The organism is Terracoccus luteus, from assembly GCF_003635045.1.
GTDB lineage: Bacteria > Actinomycetota > Actinomycetes > Actinomycetales > Dermatophilaceae > Terracoccus > Terracoccus luteus.
Map to the genome: position 1 here is coordinate 994,948 of NZ_RBXT01000001.1, position 15,525 is coordinate 1,010,472.

The 15,525-nt window shown below is 74.4% G+C and carries 13 protein-coding genes; 5 read left to right on the forward strand and 8 right to left on the reverse strand.

Annotated elements, in window-relative coordinates; genetic code table 11:
* Positions 1 to 17: 17 nt before the first annotated feature.
* Positions 18 to 383, reverse strand: a complete 366-nt coding sequence (locus tag DFJ68_RS04615; protein ID WP_121031402.1) for a bleomycin resistance protein — start codon at positions 381 to 383, stop codon at positions 18 to 20.
* Positions 384 to 521: 138 nt separating this feature from the next.
* Between DFJ68_RS04615 and DFJ68_RS04620 the strand changes: the two genes are divergently transcribed.
* The 3 genes from DFJ68_RS04620 to dprA are packed head-to-tail and all read left to right on the forward strand — an operon-like array spanning position 522 to position 3,585.
* Complete coding sequence (locus DFJ68_RS04620; protein ID WP_372498830.1) at positions 522 to 911, forward strand: YraN family protein; 390 nt, start codon at positions 522 to 524, stop codon at positions 909 to 911.
* On the forward strand, positions 908 to 2,458 hold the full coding sequence (locus tag DFJ68_RS04625) for a YifB family Mg chelatase-like AAA ATPase (RefSeq protein ID WP_121031404.1): 1,551 nt from the start codon (positions 908 to 910) through the stop codon (positions 2,456 to 2,458). Before DFJ68_RS04620 ends, DFJ68_RS04625 begins: the two co-directional genes overlap by 4 nt.
* Complete coding sequence (dprA, locus tag DFJ68_RS04630) at positions 2,455 to 3,585, forward strand: DNA-processing protein DprA (RefSeq protein ID WP_121031406.1); 1,131 nt, start codon at positions 2,455 to 2,457, stop codon at positions 3,583 to 3,585. Before DFJ68_RS04625 ends, dprA begins: the two co-directional genes overlap by 4 nt.
* Positions 3,586 to 3,760: 175 nt before the next feature.
* On the opposite strand, the gene DFJ68_RS04635 is transcribed toward dprA, so the two are convergent.
* From DFJ68_RS04635 to DFJ68_RS04660, 7 genes are all read right to left on the reverse strand, one after another.
* A complete protein-coding gene (locus DFJ68_RS04635; protein WP_121031408.1) occupies positions 3,761 to 5,305 on the reverse strand; it encodes an aldehyde dehydrogenase family protein in 1,545 nt (514 codons plus the stop codon).
* 97 nt (positions 5,306 to 5,402) lie between these two features.
* Positions 5,403 to 6,452, reverse strand: coding sequence for a proline racemase family protein (locus DFJ68_RS04640; RefSeq protein WP_121031410.1), 1,050 nt, complete (start codon positions 6,450 to 6,452; stop codon positions 5,403 to 5,405).
* On the reverse strand, positions 6,449 to 7,363 hold the full coding sequence (locus DFJ68_RS04645; RefSeq protein WP_121031412.1) for a dihydrodipicolinate synthase family protein: 915 nt from the start codon (positions 7,361 to 7,363) through the stop codon (positions 6,449 to 6,451). Before DFJ68_RS04645 ends, DFJ68_RS04640 begins: the two co-directional genes overlap by 4 nt.
* Positions 7,360 to 8,919 (reverse strand): NAD(P)/FAD-dependent oxidoreductase, encoded by a 1,560-nt coding sequence (locus DFJ68_RS04650; RefSeq protein ID WP_211333268.1) that lies wholly within the window; start codon positions 8,917 to 8,919, stop codon positions 7,360 to 7,362. Before DFJ68_RS04650 ends, DFJ68_RS04645 begins: the two co-directional genes overlap by 4 nt.
* On the reverse strand, positions 8,916 to 9,179 hold the full coding sequence (locus DFJ68_RS18425; RefSeq protein WP_245963469.1) for a (2Fe-2S)-binding protein: 264 nt from the start codon (positions 9,177 to 9,179) through the stop codon (positions 8,916 to 8,918). Before DFJ68_RS18425 ends, DFJ68_RS04650 begins: the two co-directional genes overlap by 4 nt.
* A 110-nt stretch (positions 9,180 to 9,289) precedes the next feature.
* The gene (locus DFJ68_RS04655; RefSeq protein ID WP_121031414.1) at positions 9,290 to 10,480 is read right to left on the reverse strand and encodes an NAD(P)/FAD-dependent oxidoreductase; all 1,191 of its coding nucleotides are present in this window, start codon (positions 10,478 to 10,480) and stop codon (positions 9,290 to 9,292) included.
* Between the two features lie 88 nt (positions 10,481 to 10,568).
* Complete coding sequence (locus DFJ68_RS04660; RefSeq protein WP_121031415.1) at positions 10,569 to 11,270, reverse strand: GntR family transcriptional regulator; 702 nt, start codon at positions 11,268 to 11,270, stop codon at positions 10,569 to 10,571.
* Positions 11,271 to 11,629: 359 nt separating this feature from the next.
* On the opposite strand from DFJ68_RS04660, the gene DFJ68_RS04665 reads away from it, so the two are divergent.
* Both DFJ68_RS04665 and DFJ68_RS04670 read left to right on the forward strand, forming a co-directional pair.
* On the forward strand, positions 11,630 to 13,651 hold the full coding sequence (locus tag DFJ68_RS04665) for a glycoside hydrolase family 127 protein (protein WP_121031416.1): 2,022 nt from the start codon (positions 11,630 to 11,632) through the stop codon (positions 13,649 to 13,651).
* 137 nt (positions 13,652 to 13,788) lie between these two features.
* A complete protein-coding gene (locus DFJ68_RS04670) occupies positions 13,789 to 15,522 on the forward strand; it encodes an ABC transporter substrate-binding protein (RefSeq protein ID WP_121031417.1) in 1,734 nt (577 codons plus the stop codon).
* Positions 15,523 to 15,525 lie beyond the last annotated feature (3 nt).

Consider the following 15,525-nt stretch of genomic DNA (forward strand, 5'->3'; position numbering starts at 1 on the left):
TCCCGGTCGGGACCGGGCTACGAGACGTTCTCGATGAGGTTGAGCTGTGTCCCGTCGGGGTCGATGAGGAACCCTGCTCGCTGCCCCCACGGCTGCCGCCGAACGGGGTGCAGGCGGGGGAAGCCGGCGTCGCTCTCGACGACCCCCGTCTGCCGGATCCGCCCGTACAGCTCGTCGACGTCGTCGACCCGAACGCTGCACATGAACGAGCTGTGCTCGGGCACGAGGTCGGGGAAGGCGAAGAACTCCAGCCGCAGCCCTCCACGGTGCATGACCAGCCAGCCGTCGTCCCGGTACGCCACCTCGAACCCGAACGCGGCGTAGAAGGCGACCGTGACGTCGAGGTCGCGGGAGGGCAGGTTCGGTGCCGCGTGGTCGGTCATGCTCGACCCTAGCGATCCCGGCCCTGTCGACGGGTGGTCGTGCACACCCCCTGCCGAGGATGCCGGCGCGGCGGCGGCCGTCCACAGGTGGGCGGAGGGCGATGGCCCCTGGTGTGGTGACGCGGGCAGCCTCGGTGCATGACGACGATGACGACCCGAGAGCTCGGCGACTACGGCGAGCGGCTCGCCACCCGGTACCTCACCGACCAGGGCATGCACGTGCTCGACCGCAACTGGCGGTGCGGGCGGGGTGAGCTCGACATCGTCGCCGTCGAGGGTGAAGACCTCGTCGTGTGCGAGGTGAAGACGCGCACGACGACCGCGTTCGGCGCCCCGTTCGAGGCGGTGGGCTGGCAGAAGCTGCGGCGGCTGCGCCGGCTGGCCGGGCTCTGGATCGAGCAGCGTTCGGGCCTGGTCGAGTGGCCCCCGGGCGTCGTGCCGACCAACGCGGTGCGCATCGACGTCGTCTCGGTGCTGCGACCCGTGGAGGGGGTCGCCACCGTCGACCACCTGCGAGGTGTCGAGTGAGCGGGCTGGGCCGTACCCGGTCGGTCGGGCTCACCGGTGTCGCCGGCTTCCTCGTCGAGGCGGAGGCCCACGTCACGAACGGGCTGCCGGGCTTCGCCATCGGCGGGCTCGGCGACTCGGCCGTCTCTCAGTCCCCGGGGCGCATCCGGGCGGCGGCGTCGGCCGTGGGTCTGCCGGCGAGTCAGCGCCGCGTCATCGTCAACCTCTCGCCGGCCGGGGTGCGCAAGGTCGGCGCCGGCTTCGACCTCGCCGTCTTCGTGGCCGTGGCGGTCGCGATGCAGAAGGTGCCCCAGGCGCTCGTGCACGACGTCGTGCACCTCGGCGAGCTCGGCCTCGACGGCTCGGTGCGCCCGGTGCCGGGGGTGCTGCCGGCCGTGCACGCTGCGGCGCTCGCCGGGGTGCGGCACGCCGTCGTCCCGGTCGCGAACGCAGCCGAGGCGGGGCTCGTGCCCGGTATCCGGGTGCACCCCGTCGCCCACGTCGCCGAGCTGGTCGACCGGTACGACCGGCTGAGCCGGGGCCGGCCCTTGGACGAGGTGGCCGTGCCACCACCGGCGCCCGTCGCCTCGGAGACGCCGAAGGACCTCGCCGAGGTGATGGGCCAGTCGGAGGCCAAGCTCGCCCTCGAGATCGCGGCCGCCGGCGGCCACCACCTGCTGCTCGCCGGGCCGCCCGGGGCGGGCAAGACGATGCTGGCCGAGCGGCTCCCCGGCATCCTGCCGCCGCTCGACGCCGCCGAGTCGATGGAGGTGACGGCCATCCACTCGGTGCTCGGCGTCCTCGGCGACGACGTCCGGCTGCTGACGCGCCCACCGTTCGTGGCACCGCACCACGGAGCCTCCATGGCGGCCGTCATCGGCGGGGGCAGCGGCCGGGTCCGGCCCGGGGCCATCACCCAGGCCCACCGTGGCGTGCTGTTCCTCGACGAGACGCCGGAGTTCGACAAGGCGGTGCTGCAGTCGCTGCGCACGCCGCTCGAGCGGGGCACGGTGACGATCGCCCGGGCCAACGAGGCGGTCTCGTTCCCGGCCCGGTTCCAGCTCGTGCTGGCCGCGAACCCCTGTCCCTGCGGCAACGGGTGGGGGCGTGGGGCCGACTGCACGTGCACGCCGATGATGCGGCGCTCCTACTTCGGCAAGCTGTCCGGGCCGCTGCTCGACCGCGTCGACCTGCAGGTGCACGTGCAGCCACCGGGGCTGTCGATGGCGGGGCACCCGGTGGGGGAGCGCAGCGAGCTCGTCGCGGGCCGGGTGGCCGCGGCGCGGGCGGCCCAGCACGAGCGGTGGCGGGCCGTCCTCGGGAGCGAGCGCGCGCTCAACGCCGACGCGCCGGGGTCGGTGCTGCGGGCCGTGCCCTGGCGCCTGCCGGCGGGTGACGTCAGCCCGCTCGACCGCTCCCTCGAACGCGGCGGCATCAGCCTGAGGGGCTACGACCGGAGCCTGCGGGTGGCCTGGACGATGGCCGACCTCGCCGGGCGGCAACGACCCGGGCGCGACGACGTCGACCTGGCCCTGTCCCTGCGCGGCAGCGTGGGGGCGGCCGCATGAGCGACGAGCGGCTCGCCCGGGTGGCCCTCTCCCGGCTCGTCGAGCCGGAGGACACCGAGGTGCACGACCTCGTGTCGCGTCTCGGCGTCGTGCGGGCGGTGGAGCGCATCGTGGCCGGTGGTGGGACGCTGGCCCGCTTCGCCGCCCGGGTGTCGGCCCTCGACGTCGACCGCGACCTCGCCGCCGCCCACCGGGTCGGGGCGCGGATCGTGCTGCCCGGCGACGACGAGTGGCCGCTCGGGCTCGACGACCTCGAGCGGGGTCCGTGGGTCCTGTGGGTGCGGGGGGAGGGCCACCTCGCGCAGCTCGTGAGCCGGTCGGTCGCCGTGGTCGGCGCCCGGCTGGCCACCCGGTACGGCGAGCAGACGGCGGCCGAGCTCGCGGCGACGCTGGGCTCGAGCGGCTGGTGCGTCGTCTCCGGCGGGGCCCTCGGCATCGACAGCGCCGCGCACCGCGGGGCGCTCGCGGTCGAGGCCGCCACCGTGGCCGTGATGGCGTGCGGCATCGACCGCAGCTACCCCGCCTCCAACTCCGAGCTGTTGCAGCGCGTGGCCGCGTCGGGGGTGGTCGCCACCGAGACGGCGCCCGGCAGCGCGCCGATGAAGTCACGCTTCCTGCACCGCAACCGGCTCATCGCCGCCATGACGCAGGGCACCGTCGTCGTCGAGGCCGGCCTGCGGTCCGGCTCGCGCAACACGGTGCGCCACGCGAGCGACCTCAACCGGCCGGTCGGGGCCTTCCCCGGCCCGGTGACCTCGACGGAGTCCGCCGGGTGCCACCAGGAGATCCGTGACGGTCGAGCCGTGCTCGTGACCGGGGCGCGTGAGGTCGTCGAGCTGGTCGGACACATCGGCGACGACGCCGCCCCGGCCGACCGCTCGCCGGCGCTGGTCGTCGACGCGCTGCCCGACGCCGACCGTGCGGTGCTCGAGGTCGTGCCCTACCGCAAGGCGGTCGACCTCGACGAGGTCGCTCGGCTGACGACGCTGCCGGTGCTCGCCGTCCGCGCCGCCCTGGCCCGGCTCGAGGGGGCCGGGCTCGTCGACGCGGTCGAGGGACGGTGGCGCAAGTCGCGGGCCAGCGCCCAGCTGCGACTGGCCGTCACACCGGTCGAGGCCGGCGCCTGACGCGTCGCTCCCCGGCCGGCCCGGCCGGCCCGGCCGAGGGACACGGGAACGCGGGAGCCCGGTGGCCGGCATCCGCTGCCTTCCACCAGGCTCCCGGTCTCGCGCCGGCTCCCTCGGTGAGCACTCGAGGGTGGTTACGCGCCCTCTCGACGGGGCGAGACGGGGGAGCGGTGGGTCACCAGCGCTGGGACTCGCCGGCGGTGCCACGCGACTGCGGGACCCCCCACGGGTTGTCGTCACGCAGCGGCGCCGGCAGCAGCGACTGGGGAGCACCCTGGTAGGCCACGCCGCGGAGGAAGCGTCCGACGGCGGCGGTCCCGACGGAGGTCGCGTCGGTGGTCGTCGCCGGCCACGGTCCGCCGTGCTGCATCGCCGGGGTGACGGCGACGCCGGTCGGCCAGCCACGGAAGAGAACGCGGCCCGACGTGCGGGTCAGGGCGTCGACGAGGCGGGCGAGGTCCGCCGCCGCGTCGGTGCCGTCGGTGTCGCCGGTGTCGCCGGTGTCGGCGGTGTCGGCGCCCAGCAGCGTGCCGGTGAGGTTTCCCGGGAAGAGGTCGAGCACGACGGCCGCGAGGTCGGTGCCGGGCTCGTACGCCACGACGACCGACAGGGGTCCGAAGGCCTCGTCGAGCAGGGTGTCGGCGTGGGCCCGCAGCGTGTCGAGCGAGCAGGCGACGAGGGTGGGGGTCGCCCAGCCCTGTCCGTCGTCGTCGCGGCGCACGCCGCCCTCGTGCAGCACCGTGACGTCGGGGGTCGCGAGGACGGCGTCACGACGCGCCTCGTAGCCGTCGCTGATGGCCGGGCTGAGCAGTCGCTGTTCGGCGACGCCGGCCGCTGCGGTCGCCACCGTGTCGAGGTTCGTGCCGGTCGGGACGAGCAGGAAGCCCGGCTTGGTGCACAGCTGTCCCGCCGAGCCGGACACGCTCGTGACGTACCCCTCCAGCAACGAGTCCGCCTGCGCCGCAACGGCACCGGGGAGGGCGACGACCGGGTTGACGCTGCCCAGCTCGCCGTAGAACGGGATGGGGTCGGGTCGCCCGGCAGCGATGTCGGCCAGGGCCCGCCCACCGCGCAGCGACCCGGTGAACGACGCCGCCCGGATGCCGGGGTGGCGCAGGGCGTCGACACCGGCCTGCTGGCCCTCGACGAGCTGCAGCGTGCCGGCCGGCAGCCCGGCCTGCTCGAGCGCCGCGGCGACGAGCTCGGTCACCCGCCGTGAGAGGCGCGGGTGGCCGGGGTGCGCCTTGACGACGACGGGGCAGCCGGCCGCCAGGGCCGCCGCGGTGTCCCCGCCTGCCACCGAGAAGGCGAAGGGGAAGTTGCCGGCGGCAAAGACGAGCACGGGCCCGACGGGCGACAGCATCCGCCGCAGGTCGTCGCGCGGCACCCCGAGGGCGAAGTCGGCGTCGGCCTCGTCGATGCGCACGTCGAGGAACGCGCCCCGCTCGACCTCCCGGGCGAAGAGGCGCAGCTGCACCCGGGTGCGGCGCAGCTCGCCGGTCAGGCGGGGGACGCCGAGGCCGGTCTCCTCGCCGGCGAGGGCGATGAGCTCGTCGGCGGCGCCGTCGAGTGCCGCCGCCGCGGCGTCGAGGGCGGCGGCTCGCACCCGCGGTTCGAGCGCGGGCAGCCGGCCCGCCGCCTCTGTGGCGCGGGCGACGACGGCGTCGAGGTCGGCGCCGGTCGTCTCCCGTGTGGTGGTGTCGGTGGTCGTGGTCGTCATGTGAGGTCCTGGTTCGTCGTCGATGGGGCGTTCACCGGGTCGTGGGTCGGCGCGCGGCCGCCTCCCGTCGGAGCGGGTCGGCCGGATGCCGTCGGGCTCAGAAGGCGAACCCGGTGGGGAAGGGGTCGGTCGGGTCGAGCACGTAGGTCCCGCTGCCGGTGACCCACGCCCGACCGGTGATGGTCGGGACGACGGCCGGGACGCCGCCGATCTCCGTCTCCGCCACGAGGCGCCCGACGAAGCGGCTGCCGATGAACGACTCGTTGACGAAGTCGGTGTCGAGCGCCAGCTCGCCGCGCGCCCACAGCTCGGCCATCCGGGCGGACGTGCCGGTGCCGCAGGGCGACCGGTCGAACCACCCGGGGTGGATCGCCATCGCGTGACGCGACAGGACGGCATCCGAGCCGGGGGCGATGAACTCGACGTGGTGGCAGTGGTCGACGCCGTCGATGGTCGGGTGGTGCGGCGGCGCCGTCGTGTTGATGGCGTCCATGATGGCCAGGCCCGCGGCGAGGATGTCGTCCTGCCGGTCGCGGTCGAACGGCAGGTCGACGTCGTCGAGGTCGACCATGGCGTAGAAGTTGCCGCCGAAGGCGAGGCTGTACGGCACCCGCCCCAGACCCGGGACCTCGACGACGTCGTCGAGGCGCACGACGAAGCTCGGCACGTTCTCGATGGTCACCGAGTCGGCGTGCCCGTCGCTCACGGCGACCCGGGCGACGACGAGACCGGCGGGGGTGTCGAGGCGGATGGTCGTCACCGGCTCGACGACCTCCACGAGGCCGGTCTCGACGAGCACCGTCGCGACACCGATGGTCCCGTGCCCGCACATCGGCAGGCACCCCGAGACCTCGATGTAGACGACACCCCAGTCGCAGTCGTCGCGCGTGGGCGGCTGCAGGATCGCGCCGCTCATGGCGGCGTGCCCGCGCGGCTCGTTCATGAGCAGCTGCCGTAGACCGTCCAGGTGCTCGATGACGTGCAGGCGGCGCTCGTTCATCGTCGCCCCGGGCAGCACGCCGACGCCGTCGGTGACGACGCGGGTCGGCATCCCCTCGGTGTGCGAGTCGACGGCGGTGTAGACGGCGGCCCCGTCGCGCAGGCGCAGCCGCGGCTCGGTGGCGACCGCCGGGTGCGTGGCCGTCATCGCGCGGCGAGGTGGGCGAGGGCCTTCTCGGTGTCCTTGCGCACCTGGGCCTCGTGCTCGGGGGAGAGGGGGCCGCGCGGCGGGCGGGTGCGCCCGCCGTAGCTCTGGCCGGCGATGTCGATGCTCAGCTTGATGGCCTGGACGAACTCGGTGCGCGAGTCCCACCGGAAGACGGCCACGAGGTGCGAGTACAGCTCGCGCGCCTCGGCGATGCGGCCCTGCTGCACGAGCGAGTAGATCTCGACGGCCTCCTTGGGGAAGGCGTTGGGGTAGCCGGCGAACCAGCCGACCGCGCCGGCCACGAGCGACTCGAAGAGCAGGTCGTCGGCACCCGCGATGACGTCGATGTCGCACAGCTCCTGGATCTCCATGACCCGGCGGATGTCGGCCGAGAACTCCTTGATCGCGACGACGTTCTCGAGCTCGGCCAGCTCGGCGACGAGGTCGGGCGTCAGGTCGACCTTGGTGTCGAAGGGGTTGTTGTAGGCCATGATCGGCAGCCCGACCTCGTTGACCTTCGCGTAGTGCTCGACGACCTCGGCCCGGTTGGCGCGGTAGATGGTCGGGGGCAGCAGCAGCACGCCGTCGGCGCCGTCCTCCGCCGCGATGCGCGCCCAGTGCTGGGCCTGGTGCCAGCCGACGCCGTGCACGCCGGCGACGACGACACCGCGGCCGGCCACGGCCTCGACGGCGACCTGCACGACGCGGCGGCGCTCGTCGTCGGTGAGGGACGAGTACTCGCCGAGCGAGCCGTTGGGCCCGACGCCGCGGCAGCCGTTCGCGATGAGGAACTCGCAGTGCTCGGCGTAGCGGTCGTAGTCGACGGCGAGGCCGGCGGGGGCGGAGTCGTCCGCCTTGAACGGGAGGGTCGTCGCGACGACGACGCCGCCGAGGTCGATGGTGCTGCTCACGGGTGGGTCCTTTCGGTGGTGGCGCTGTGAGGTGCTCGTGCTCGTGCGTGGTCGTGGTCGGGTGAGTGCGGTGGGCCGGGTGGGCCAAGTGGTGCCGGGGCCGGCGCGGTCGCGGGCTCGGCTGCCCCGGGTGCCTGCGGGACTCCCGGGGCGGCGAACGGCGGCGTCGCGGCGAGGTCGCCGAGCCGCACGGGGGTGACCACGGGGCGGGCCTGCATCGGTGACGACGAGCCCAGCAGCTCGGACACGACCCGCCCGCAGACCCGGCCCTGGCAGATGCCGAGCCCGGCCCGCGAGGTGAGCTTGACCGAGACGGGGTCGCTGCTGCCGGTGACCTCCACCGCGGTGCGCAGCCGCCCGACGGTGACCTCCTCGCACCGGCAGACGAGGGTGTCGTCGCGCAGCCAGGCGGTCCAGCCGGGCCGGATGCCGTGGGCGGCCTCGATGCGGGACGTGACGTCGGCGCTGGCCCGGCGCCGCGACACCGCGCGCCGGAGCGAGCGGTCGCTGCGGTCGCCTCCGGCGGCGACGTGACCGGCCACCCAGCCCTCGGCGAGGGCCGCGTCGACGCCGCCGATCCCCGTGAGCTCGCCTGCCGCGTAGATGTTCTCGGCGCTCGTGGCCTGGTCACCGTCGACGGCGACGAAGCGCGACGACGAGATCGACGCGCCCAGGGCGATGGCCACCTCGAGGCGGGGGGTGAAGCCGTGGCTGACGCACACGGCGTCGACCTCGACCCGTCGCCCCGAGCCGGGCACGGGCGCCCAGCGCTCGTCGATCCGGGCGACGGTGACGGCCTGGACGCGGTCGCTGCCGTGCGCGGCGACCACGGCCTCACCGGTGCGGTAGGGGATGCGGTGACGCACGTGGCCGGCGACGTACCCGGCCAGCTCGACCGCCTTGCCGGGGCTGGCGGCGAGGCGCCACGGCCGGGGGAGCCAGCCGCGCACGAGCCCGGCGGGACGCGAGGCCTCGTGCACCCCGACGACGGTGGCGCCGACCTCGGCGAGCGTCGCGGCGACGGGCAGCAGGAACGGCCCGGCCCCGGCCACGAGCACCCGCCGGCCGACGGCGACGCCGTCACCCTTGGCGAGGGCCTGCGCGGCGCCCGCCGTGACGACGCCGGGCAGGTCCCAGCCGGGGAAGGGCAGCGTGCGGTCGTGCGCCCCGGTGGCCAGCACGACGGCATGCGGCGCGAGGCTCAGGTGCGTGCGGCCGTGACCGTCGACGTCACCGACGAGCACGTGCAGGCGGGGGCCGTCGTCGTGCTGCTCGGCGGCCCAGACCTGCGCCCCGGTGCGCAGCTCGACCCGGGGGTGCGTGCGGGCGAGGTCGCGGAGGACCTCGTGCACCCGCCACTGGTGCTGCAGCCGCTGCTCGGCCGGCGTCGGCGTGGGGGTGTCACGGTGGCGCCAGTACTGCCCGCCCGTCTGGTGGGAGGCGTCGAGGAGGGTCACGCGGGCGCCCTGCTGCACGGCGGCGCGGGTGGCCGAGAGCCCGGCGGGCCCGGCCCCGACGACGACGACGTGACGCGTGCCGTCGCGTGGCGCCCTCACGCGTCGGCCCCGGGGAGCAGGTGGTGCTGACGGGTGACGACGTCGCCGTCCTGCGCCCGGCGCAGGCAGGCCCGCACGTCGGCGAGGTCGTTGACGGTGACGATGCAGTCGAAGCACACGCCGATGCCGCAGAAGAGGCCGCGCGGTCGCGCGGCGACCGACGTCGTGCGCCAGTCGCGGCGGCCGTCGGCCATGAGCACCCCGGCGATGCTCTGCCCGCGGGCTCCGGTGACGGGCGCGCCGTCCACGGTGATCGTCACCGCGTCGTCCGCCCGGCCGTCCACCGCAGCGGATGCCGTCGCGGTCGTCGCACGCGGATCGTCGCCGAGTGCGGGGGCCGGCGGCCTCGACCAGCGGCGGGCGCGGGGCGTCACGAGGCCACCGCCGTCTCGGCGAGGTGGCCGGCGAGGCTCGGCCGGTCGAGGCGGAAGGGGGTCGCGTCGTGCTCCGGCCGCTCGCCGAGCACGAGCGCGGCCAGCATCTCGCCCGTCGCGGGGGCCAGGCCGATGCCGGCGCCCTCGTGGCCGGTCGCGAAGAACAGGCCGGGCAGGCGGTGGTCGGGGCCCACCACGGGGAGGTGGTCGGGCATGTAGGGACGGAAGCCGAGGTAGCTGCGCATGACCCCCGCGGTCGCGAGGAAGGGGAAGAGCCGCAGGGCCCGGGCGGCCACCTCCTGCAGCACCTGCACCCGCAGGCGGGGGTCGAAGCCCACCTGCTCGCGGCTCGACCCGATGAGCACCGTGCCGGCGGCCGTCGACTCGACGACGGCCGACGTCTGCAGGGCCGCGTCGGCCGACTGCGTGGCGCCGAAGTAGTCGCCGTCGTAGACCTTGTGGTGCACGCGGTGCGGCATCCGGGTCGTCACGAGCACCATGCCGCGTCGTGGCCGCACGGGCAGGTCGCTGCCGAGGGCCTCGGCGACGTGGCCGGACCAGGGCCCGCAGGCCACGACGACGGCGTCGGCCGCGACCGTGCCCGCGTCGGTGCGCACACCGACGAGCCGCCCGTGCTCGACGACACCGCCGCGCACCTCGCGGTGCCCGAGCACGCTGGCGCCGAGGCGGCGTGCCGAGGCGAGGACGGCCTCGGTGGCGACGACGGGCTGCACCTGCGCGTCCTCGGGGTAGTGGACAGCGGCGGTCGCGGAGGGCGTCAGCCACGGCTCGAGCGCGCGCGCCTGCCGCTCGTCGACGACACGGGCGTCGACGCCCGCGGCCCGCTGGGAGGCGGCGAAGCCCTCGAGCGGGCCGGCTCCGGCATCCGTCGTGGCGACGACGACGCCGCCCTTGCGCTCGTACTCGATGGACGGAAAGCGGGGCCCCAGCTCGTCGGCGAGCTCGGCCGCGAGGGTCGGCCACAGCGCCGCCGCGTAGCGCGCGAGGTCGAGCTCGGCGCCCGGCCCCTTGTCGGACACGAGGATGTTGCCCTCGCCGTGCGCGCTCGTGGCCGTGGCGGGTGCGCCCTTGTCGAGCACCGTCACGCGGGCGCCGCGGCGGGCCAGCGAGCGCGCGCAGGACGCACCGACGATGCCCGCGCCGACGACGACGACGTGCGCGCTCATGACTCTCCTTCGGACGTGGGGTGCGGTACCTACCCGCATCGAGCGGGCCGGCGGATGCCGGGTGGTGGGGTGGGCGGGGACGTGCGGCTCAGGTGGCCGAGGCGCGGGCCGGGGTGGGCTCGCTCTGGCCCGCCCACAGCCCGACGGAGTGGCCGATGTGCCGTTCCATGAGGGCACGGGCGCCGGCCCCGTCACCGGCGGCGAGCAGCTCGAGCAGCTCGTGGTGCTCGTGGGCCGACTCGACGAGCCGGTTGGTACCCGCCATGGCCGAGAGCCCGAGCAGCCGGGCGCGGCTGCGCAGGTCGCTGACGATGTCGACCGCGACGGGGTTGCCGACCATCGCCGTGAGGCGCACGTGGAAGGCGGTGTCGGCCTCGAGGTAGGCCACGAGGTCGCCGGTGCGGGCGCCCTCGACGATGCGGTCGGCGCCGGCGCGCAGCTCGGCCAGGGCGGCGGTGGGGAAGGCGCCGGCGAGCCGTTCCATGCAGACCGGCTCGATCATGAGGCGCACGGCGGCGACGTGGCGCAGCGAGTCCTCGCTGACGACGGTGATGCGGAAGCCCTTGTTGCGCACCGGCTCGACGAAGCCGGACTTCTCCAGCTCGAGGATCGCCTCACGGACCGGGGTGGCGGAGACGTTGAACCGGGTCGCGAGCGTCGGCACCGACACGAGCTGGCCCGGCGCGAGCTCGCCGGTGACGATGGCGGCAACGAGGGCCCGGCGGACCCGCTCGCGCAGGCTCTCGGTGTGCTCGATGCGCCGCAGGGACACGGGGGTCAGGGTCGTCATGCTCGTCCTTTCGCGACGCGCTGGTGCCAGCGGTCGAAGGATACGGGCGACCGGTTCTGCACGATCAGTAGAATACTACTCAGTCACTCGACGCCCCTGTCAAGGGTGTGGCTCCTCGGTTCTAGACCGCCCGTCAACCCGGCCTCGCCGAGCATGCGCCAGCAGTCGAGGGAGGTGGGTAAACAGCGCCAGTTGCGCTGTCACGATGGGGTTCTCGCTGGGAGTCTGCTTGGTCGTCCATCCGCCGAACCGGCTGAGCGCAGGGGGTTCCATCCGGTGCCGCGCTGTGGTTGACTGCCCGCCATTCCCATTCGCGATGTGCCATGTGGAATATCACATGGCACACCTCAGGAGGCGTCATGACGACCGTGCACCCCACCGCCTGCGTCGGTGCGAGGGGCCCGCTGGGGCGCCCCCTCGGACCGGACGCGGTGCGGCTGCACGACGGGTCCGGCCCCGAGCCAGCCCGCTCGGGCCTGCTCGGTCGGTGGCAGCGCCGCAACCGCGAGGCGACCGCGCCGCACGTGACCCGTGAGATCCGCGGCGCCGGCAACCTCGAGAACTTCCGCCGGCTCGTCGACGGCACGGCCGCCGACTCGCCCTACCGCGGCCGGTATCCGTTCCTCGACACGGACGTCTACAAGACGCTCGAAGGGCTCGCCTACGAGCTCGCCCGTCCGGCGGCGCCGGGCGAGGACCCCGCCCTCGTGGCCGGGTTGCGGGACTTCTACGAGGAGGCCGTCGACCTCGTCACGCGGGCGCAGGCCCCCGACGGCTACCTCGGCACCGCCTTCCAGGGCCCCGACCCGCTGCGGGTCCCGTGGGACGACCTCGCCTGGGGCCACGAGCTCTACAACCTCGGGCACCTCACGCAGGCCGCCGTCGCCGCCTCCCGCGGCCTCGACGACCGCCGCCTGCTCGAGGTCGCCTGCCGCTTCGCGGACCTCGCGGTCGGCCGGTACGGCGATGACGGCGAGGCGCTCTACTGCGGCCACCCCGAGGTCGAGATGGCGCTCGTCGAGCTGGCCCGCGAGACCGGTGACGGGCGCTACCTGCGCCTCGCCCAGCTCTTCGTCGACCGTCGTGGCAGCGGCGCCCTGACGCACACGGTCTTCCCGCCCGAGTACTTCCAGGACCACGTGCCCCTGCGCGAGCTCGACTCCGTCACCGGCCACGCCGTCCGCATGGCCTACCTCGGCGCCGGGGCCACCGACGTCGCGGTCGAGACCGAGGACGCCGACCTGCTCGACCACCTCCTGCGCCTGTGGGACGACATGGTCGCCACCAAGGCCTACGTCACCGGCGGTCTCGGGGCCCGGCACTCCGACGAGGCGTTCGGTGACCGCTACGAGCTGCCGAGCGAGCGCGCCTACGCCGAGACGTGTGCGGCCATCGGGGCGATGCAGTGGGGCTGGCGGCTCTTCGTCGCGACCGGCCGCGCCGACATCCTCGACGACGTCGAGCTCATGCTCTACAACGCCTACGCCGTCGGGCTCTCGGCCGAGGGGACCTCGTTCTTCTACGACAACCCGCTGCAGCGCCGCCCCGACCACGAGCAGCGCTCCGGCGCCGAGACCGGCGGTGAGCCGCTGCGCCGCGCCTGGTTCGGCTGCCCCTGCTGCCCGCCCAACGTCGTCCGGTGGGCCGCCGAGCTGCAGGACCACGTCGCGGTCGCCGACGAGCGGGACCTCACCATCGCGCTCCTCACCGCCGCCGACGTCCGCAGCGACCCGCTCGACGTCACCGTCGAGACCGGCTACCCCTACGACGGACGCGTGGTCGTCACGGTCACCCGGGCCTCGGGCGACGCCCGCCACCTGAGACTCCGGGTGCCCGGCTGGGCCACCGAGGGCGGTCGGCGCCTCGCCGTGACCGTCGACGGTGGGGCGCTCGACGCCCGTCCGGATGCCGGGTGGCTCACCCTGTCGGGGCCGTGGCGGTCGGGCACACGCGTCGTGCTCGAGCTGCCCCTGCAGACCCGGTGCGTCGTCAGCCACCCCCACGTCGACGCGACACGGGGCGCCGTGGCGGTCCTGCGCGGACCGGTCGTGCACTGCCTCGAGCAGCAGGACGCCGCCGCCCCGGTCGACGACCTCGTCCTGGTCGGTGTCGACCCCGCCGACCGGCCCGACGGCGAACCCACCGGCGCGGCCGGCGCATCCCCGGCCGCTGCCGACGACCCGTGGTCGCCGCTGGCCCACGCGGTCACGGCTCGCGTCGTCGCCCGCCCACCGGCATCCGGCCGTCTCTACCCCGAGCTCACCGACCCACCGGCGGCACCGGAGGGCGAGCCCGTCGTGACCCGCGTCCGCCTCGTGCCGTACCACCTGTGGGGCAACCGCGAGGTGGGCGCGATGCGGGTCTGGTTGCGGCGCAGCTGAACCCGCCCTCCTCGGCCGCCGCTGACGCACGAGCCGCGACCCCGTCGTCGTGCTCGAAACGCACCACCGAACCCACCCCGACCCCACCCCGACCCCTGCAGCACCCACCCCTGCAGCACCCACCCTGGAAGGTCACCATGAAACGGCACCTCACCACCACCGTGGCGCTCGTCGCCACGACCGCCCTCGCGCTCGGCGCCTGCAACGGCGGCGGGTCCGGCGGGTCCGGCGGCGCCCAGAACGGCGGCGGCAGCACCTCCGGCAGCACGTTCACCGCGACACCCGCGACCGGAGGCACCGTCGAGGTGCTGCAGAACGCGGACTTCAGCTACCTCGACCCGGCCCGCGGCTGGGACGGCGGCGTCAACAACTTCTACCGACTCGTCTACCGCACGCTGACGACGTCTGCACCGGGCGACGCCAAGGACCCCAACGCCGTCGTCCCCGACCTCGCCGAGGGGCTGGGGAAGCAGTCCGCCGACGGCCTGACGTGGACCTACCGGCTCAAGGAGGGCCTGAAGTTCGAGGACGGCACCCCGATCACGTCCCAGACCGTCAAGTTCGGCATCTCGCGCGCCTGGGACCCCGAGATCGGCATCGGCTCGCCCTACGCGAAGTCGACCATCGCCGCCCCCGATGGCTACCAGGGCCCGTACAAGTCGGGTGACCTGTCGACGATCAAGACGCCGGACGACCGCACCATCGTCTTCACGCTGAAGAAGAAGTTCCCCGAGTTCGACGCCGTCGTGTCGCAGGTCAACATGACCCCCTTCCCCGTGGGCAGCGGGGGCGGCGACGAGTTCATCAAGAAGATCATCAGCTCGGGGCCTTACACGCTCGCCGCCTACACCCCCGGCAGCCTCATCCAGCTCGAGCGCAACCCGAACTGGGACGGCAAGACCGACCAGGTGCGGACGGCCAAGCCCGACGGGTGGCGCTTCACCATCGGCCTCGACCCGGCCACCATCGACGAGCGGCTCATGGCGGGGCAGGGCACCGACGTCAACGCGATCTCCGGCACGATCTCGGCCTCCACGCTGCCGCGGCTGCAGGCCCCGCAGTTCGCCGGGCGCACCCTCAAGATGCCCGGCGTGTGCACGACGTACATGTCGCTCAACACGACGAAGAAGCCGCTCGACGACGTCAAGGTGCGCCAGGCCATCAACCTCGCGGTCGACAAGTCGGCCGTGCTCAACGCCACCGGTGGCACCCAGCTGGCGACGATCGCGAACACGATCCTGCCGACGACGGTCGCCGGCCACAAGGACTACGACCTCTACCCGAGCGAGGGTGACAAGGGTGACGTGGCGGCCGCGAAGAAGCTCTTGGACGAGGCTGGACAGTCGCAGGGGTTCTCGCTGACCCTCGACATCCGCTCGCAGCCCAAGATGCAGAAGCAGGCCGAGGCGGTGCAGGAGTCGCTCAAGCGCGTCGGCATCGACGTCCAGCTGAACGTCATCGACACCTCGAAGTACTACGAGACCATCGCGACCCGCTCGCAGCAGCACGACGCCGCCATCACCGGCTGGTGCCCCGACTGGGCGTCGTCGGCGGCGACCTTCCTGCCGCCGCTCTTCTACGGCCCCAACATCACCGACAAGGGCAACCCCAACCTCGCCCAGCTCGACGACAAGCAGGTGAACGCCCGCATCGACGCGATCGGCGCGCTCACCGACCTCAGCGAGGCCAACCGGCAGTGGGGCGACCTCGACGAGCAGATCATGAAGCTCGCCCCCATCGTGCCGCTCAACGTCGAGCAGGCGGTCTACCTGCCCGGCACGAACATCACCGGTCTGTTCGCCTCGCCCGGCGCGGCCACCGGCGGCATCGACTACGTCCTCGTGGGCCTGCGCGACCCGAACAAGAAGTGAGTC

Coding starts and splice junctions, on each gene's coding strand:
- DFJ68_RS04615 (WP_121031402.1), bottom strand. CDS start 383: ATGACCGACCACGCGGCACCGAACCTGCCCTCCCGCGACCTCGACGTC.
- DFJ68_RS04620 (WP_372498830.1), top strand. CDS start 522: ATGACGACGATGACGACCCGAGAGCTCGGCGACTACGGCGAGCGGCTC.
- dprA (WP_121031406.1), top strand. CDS start 2,455: ATGAGCGACGAGCGGCTCGCCCGGGTGGCCCTCTCCCGGCTCGTCGAG.
- DFJ68_RS04635 (WP_121031408.1), bottom strand. CDS start 5,305: ATGACGACCACGACCACCGACACCACCACACGGGAGACGACCGGCGCC.
- DFJ68_RS04640 (WP_121031410.1), bottom strand. CDS start 6,452: ATGACGGCCACGCACCCGGCGGTCGCCACCGAGCCGCGGCTGCGCCTG.
- DFJ68_RS04655 (WP_121031414.1), bottom strand. CDS start 10,480: ATGAGCGCGCACGTCGTCGTCGTCGGCGCGGGCATCGTCGGTGCGTCC.
- DFJ68_RS04660 (WP_121031415.1), bottom strand. CDS start 11,270: ATGACGACCCTGACCCCCGTGTCCCTGCGGCGCATCGAGCACACCGAG.
- DFJ68_RS04665 (WP_121031416.1), top strand. CDS start 11,630: ATGACGACCGTGCACCCCACCGCCTGCGTCGGTGCGAGGGGCCCGCTG.
- DFJ68_RS04670 (WP_121031417.1), top strand. CDS start 13,789: ATGAAACGGCACCTCACCACCACCGTGGCGCTCGTCGCCACGACCGCC.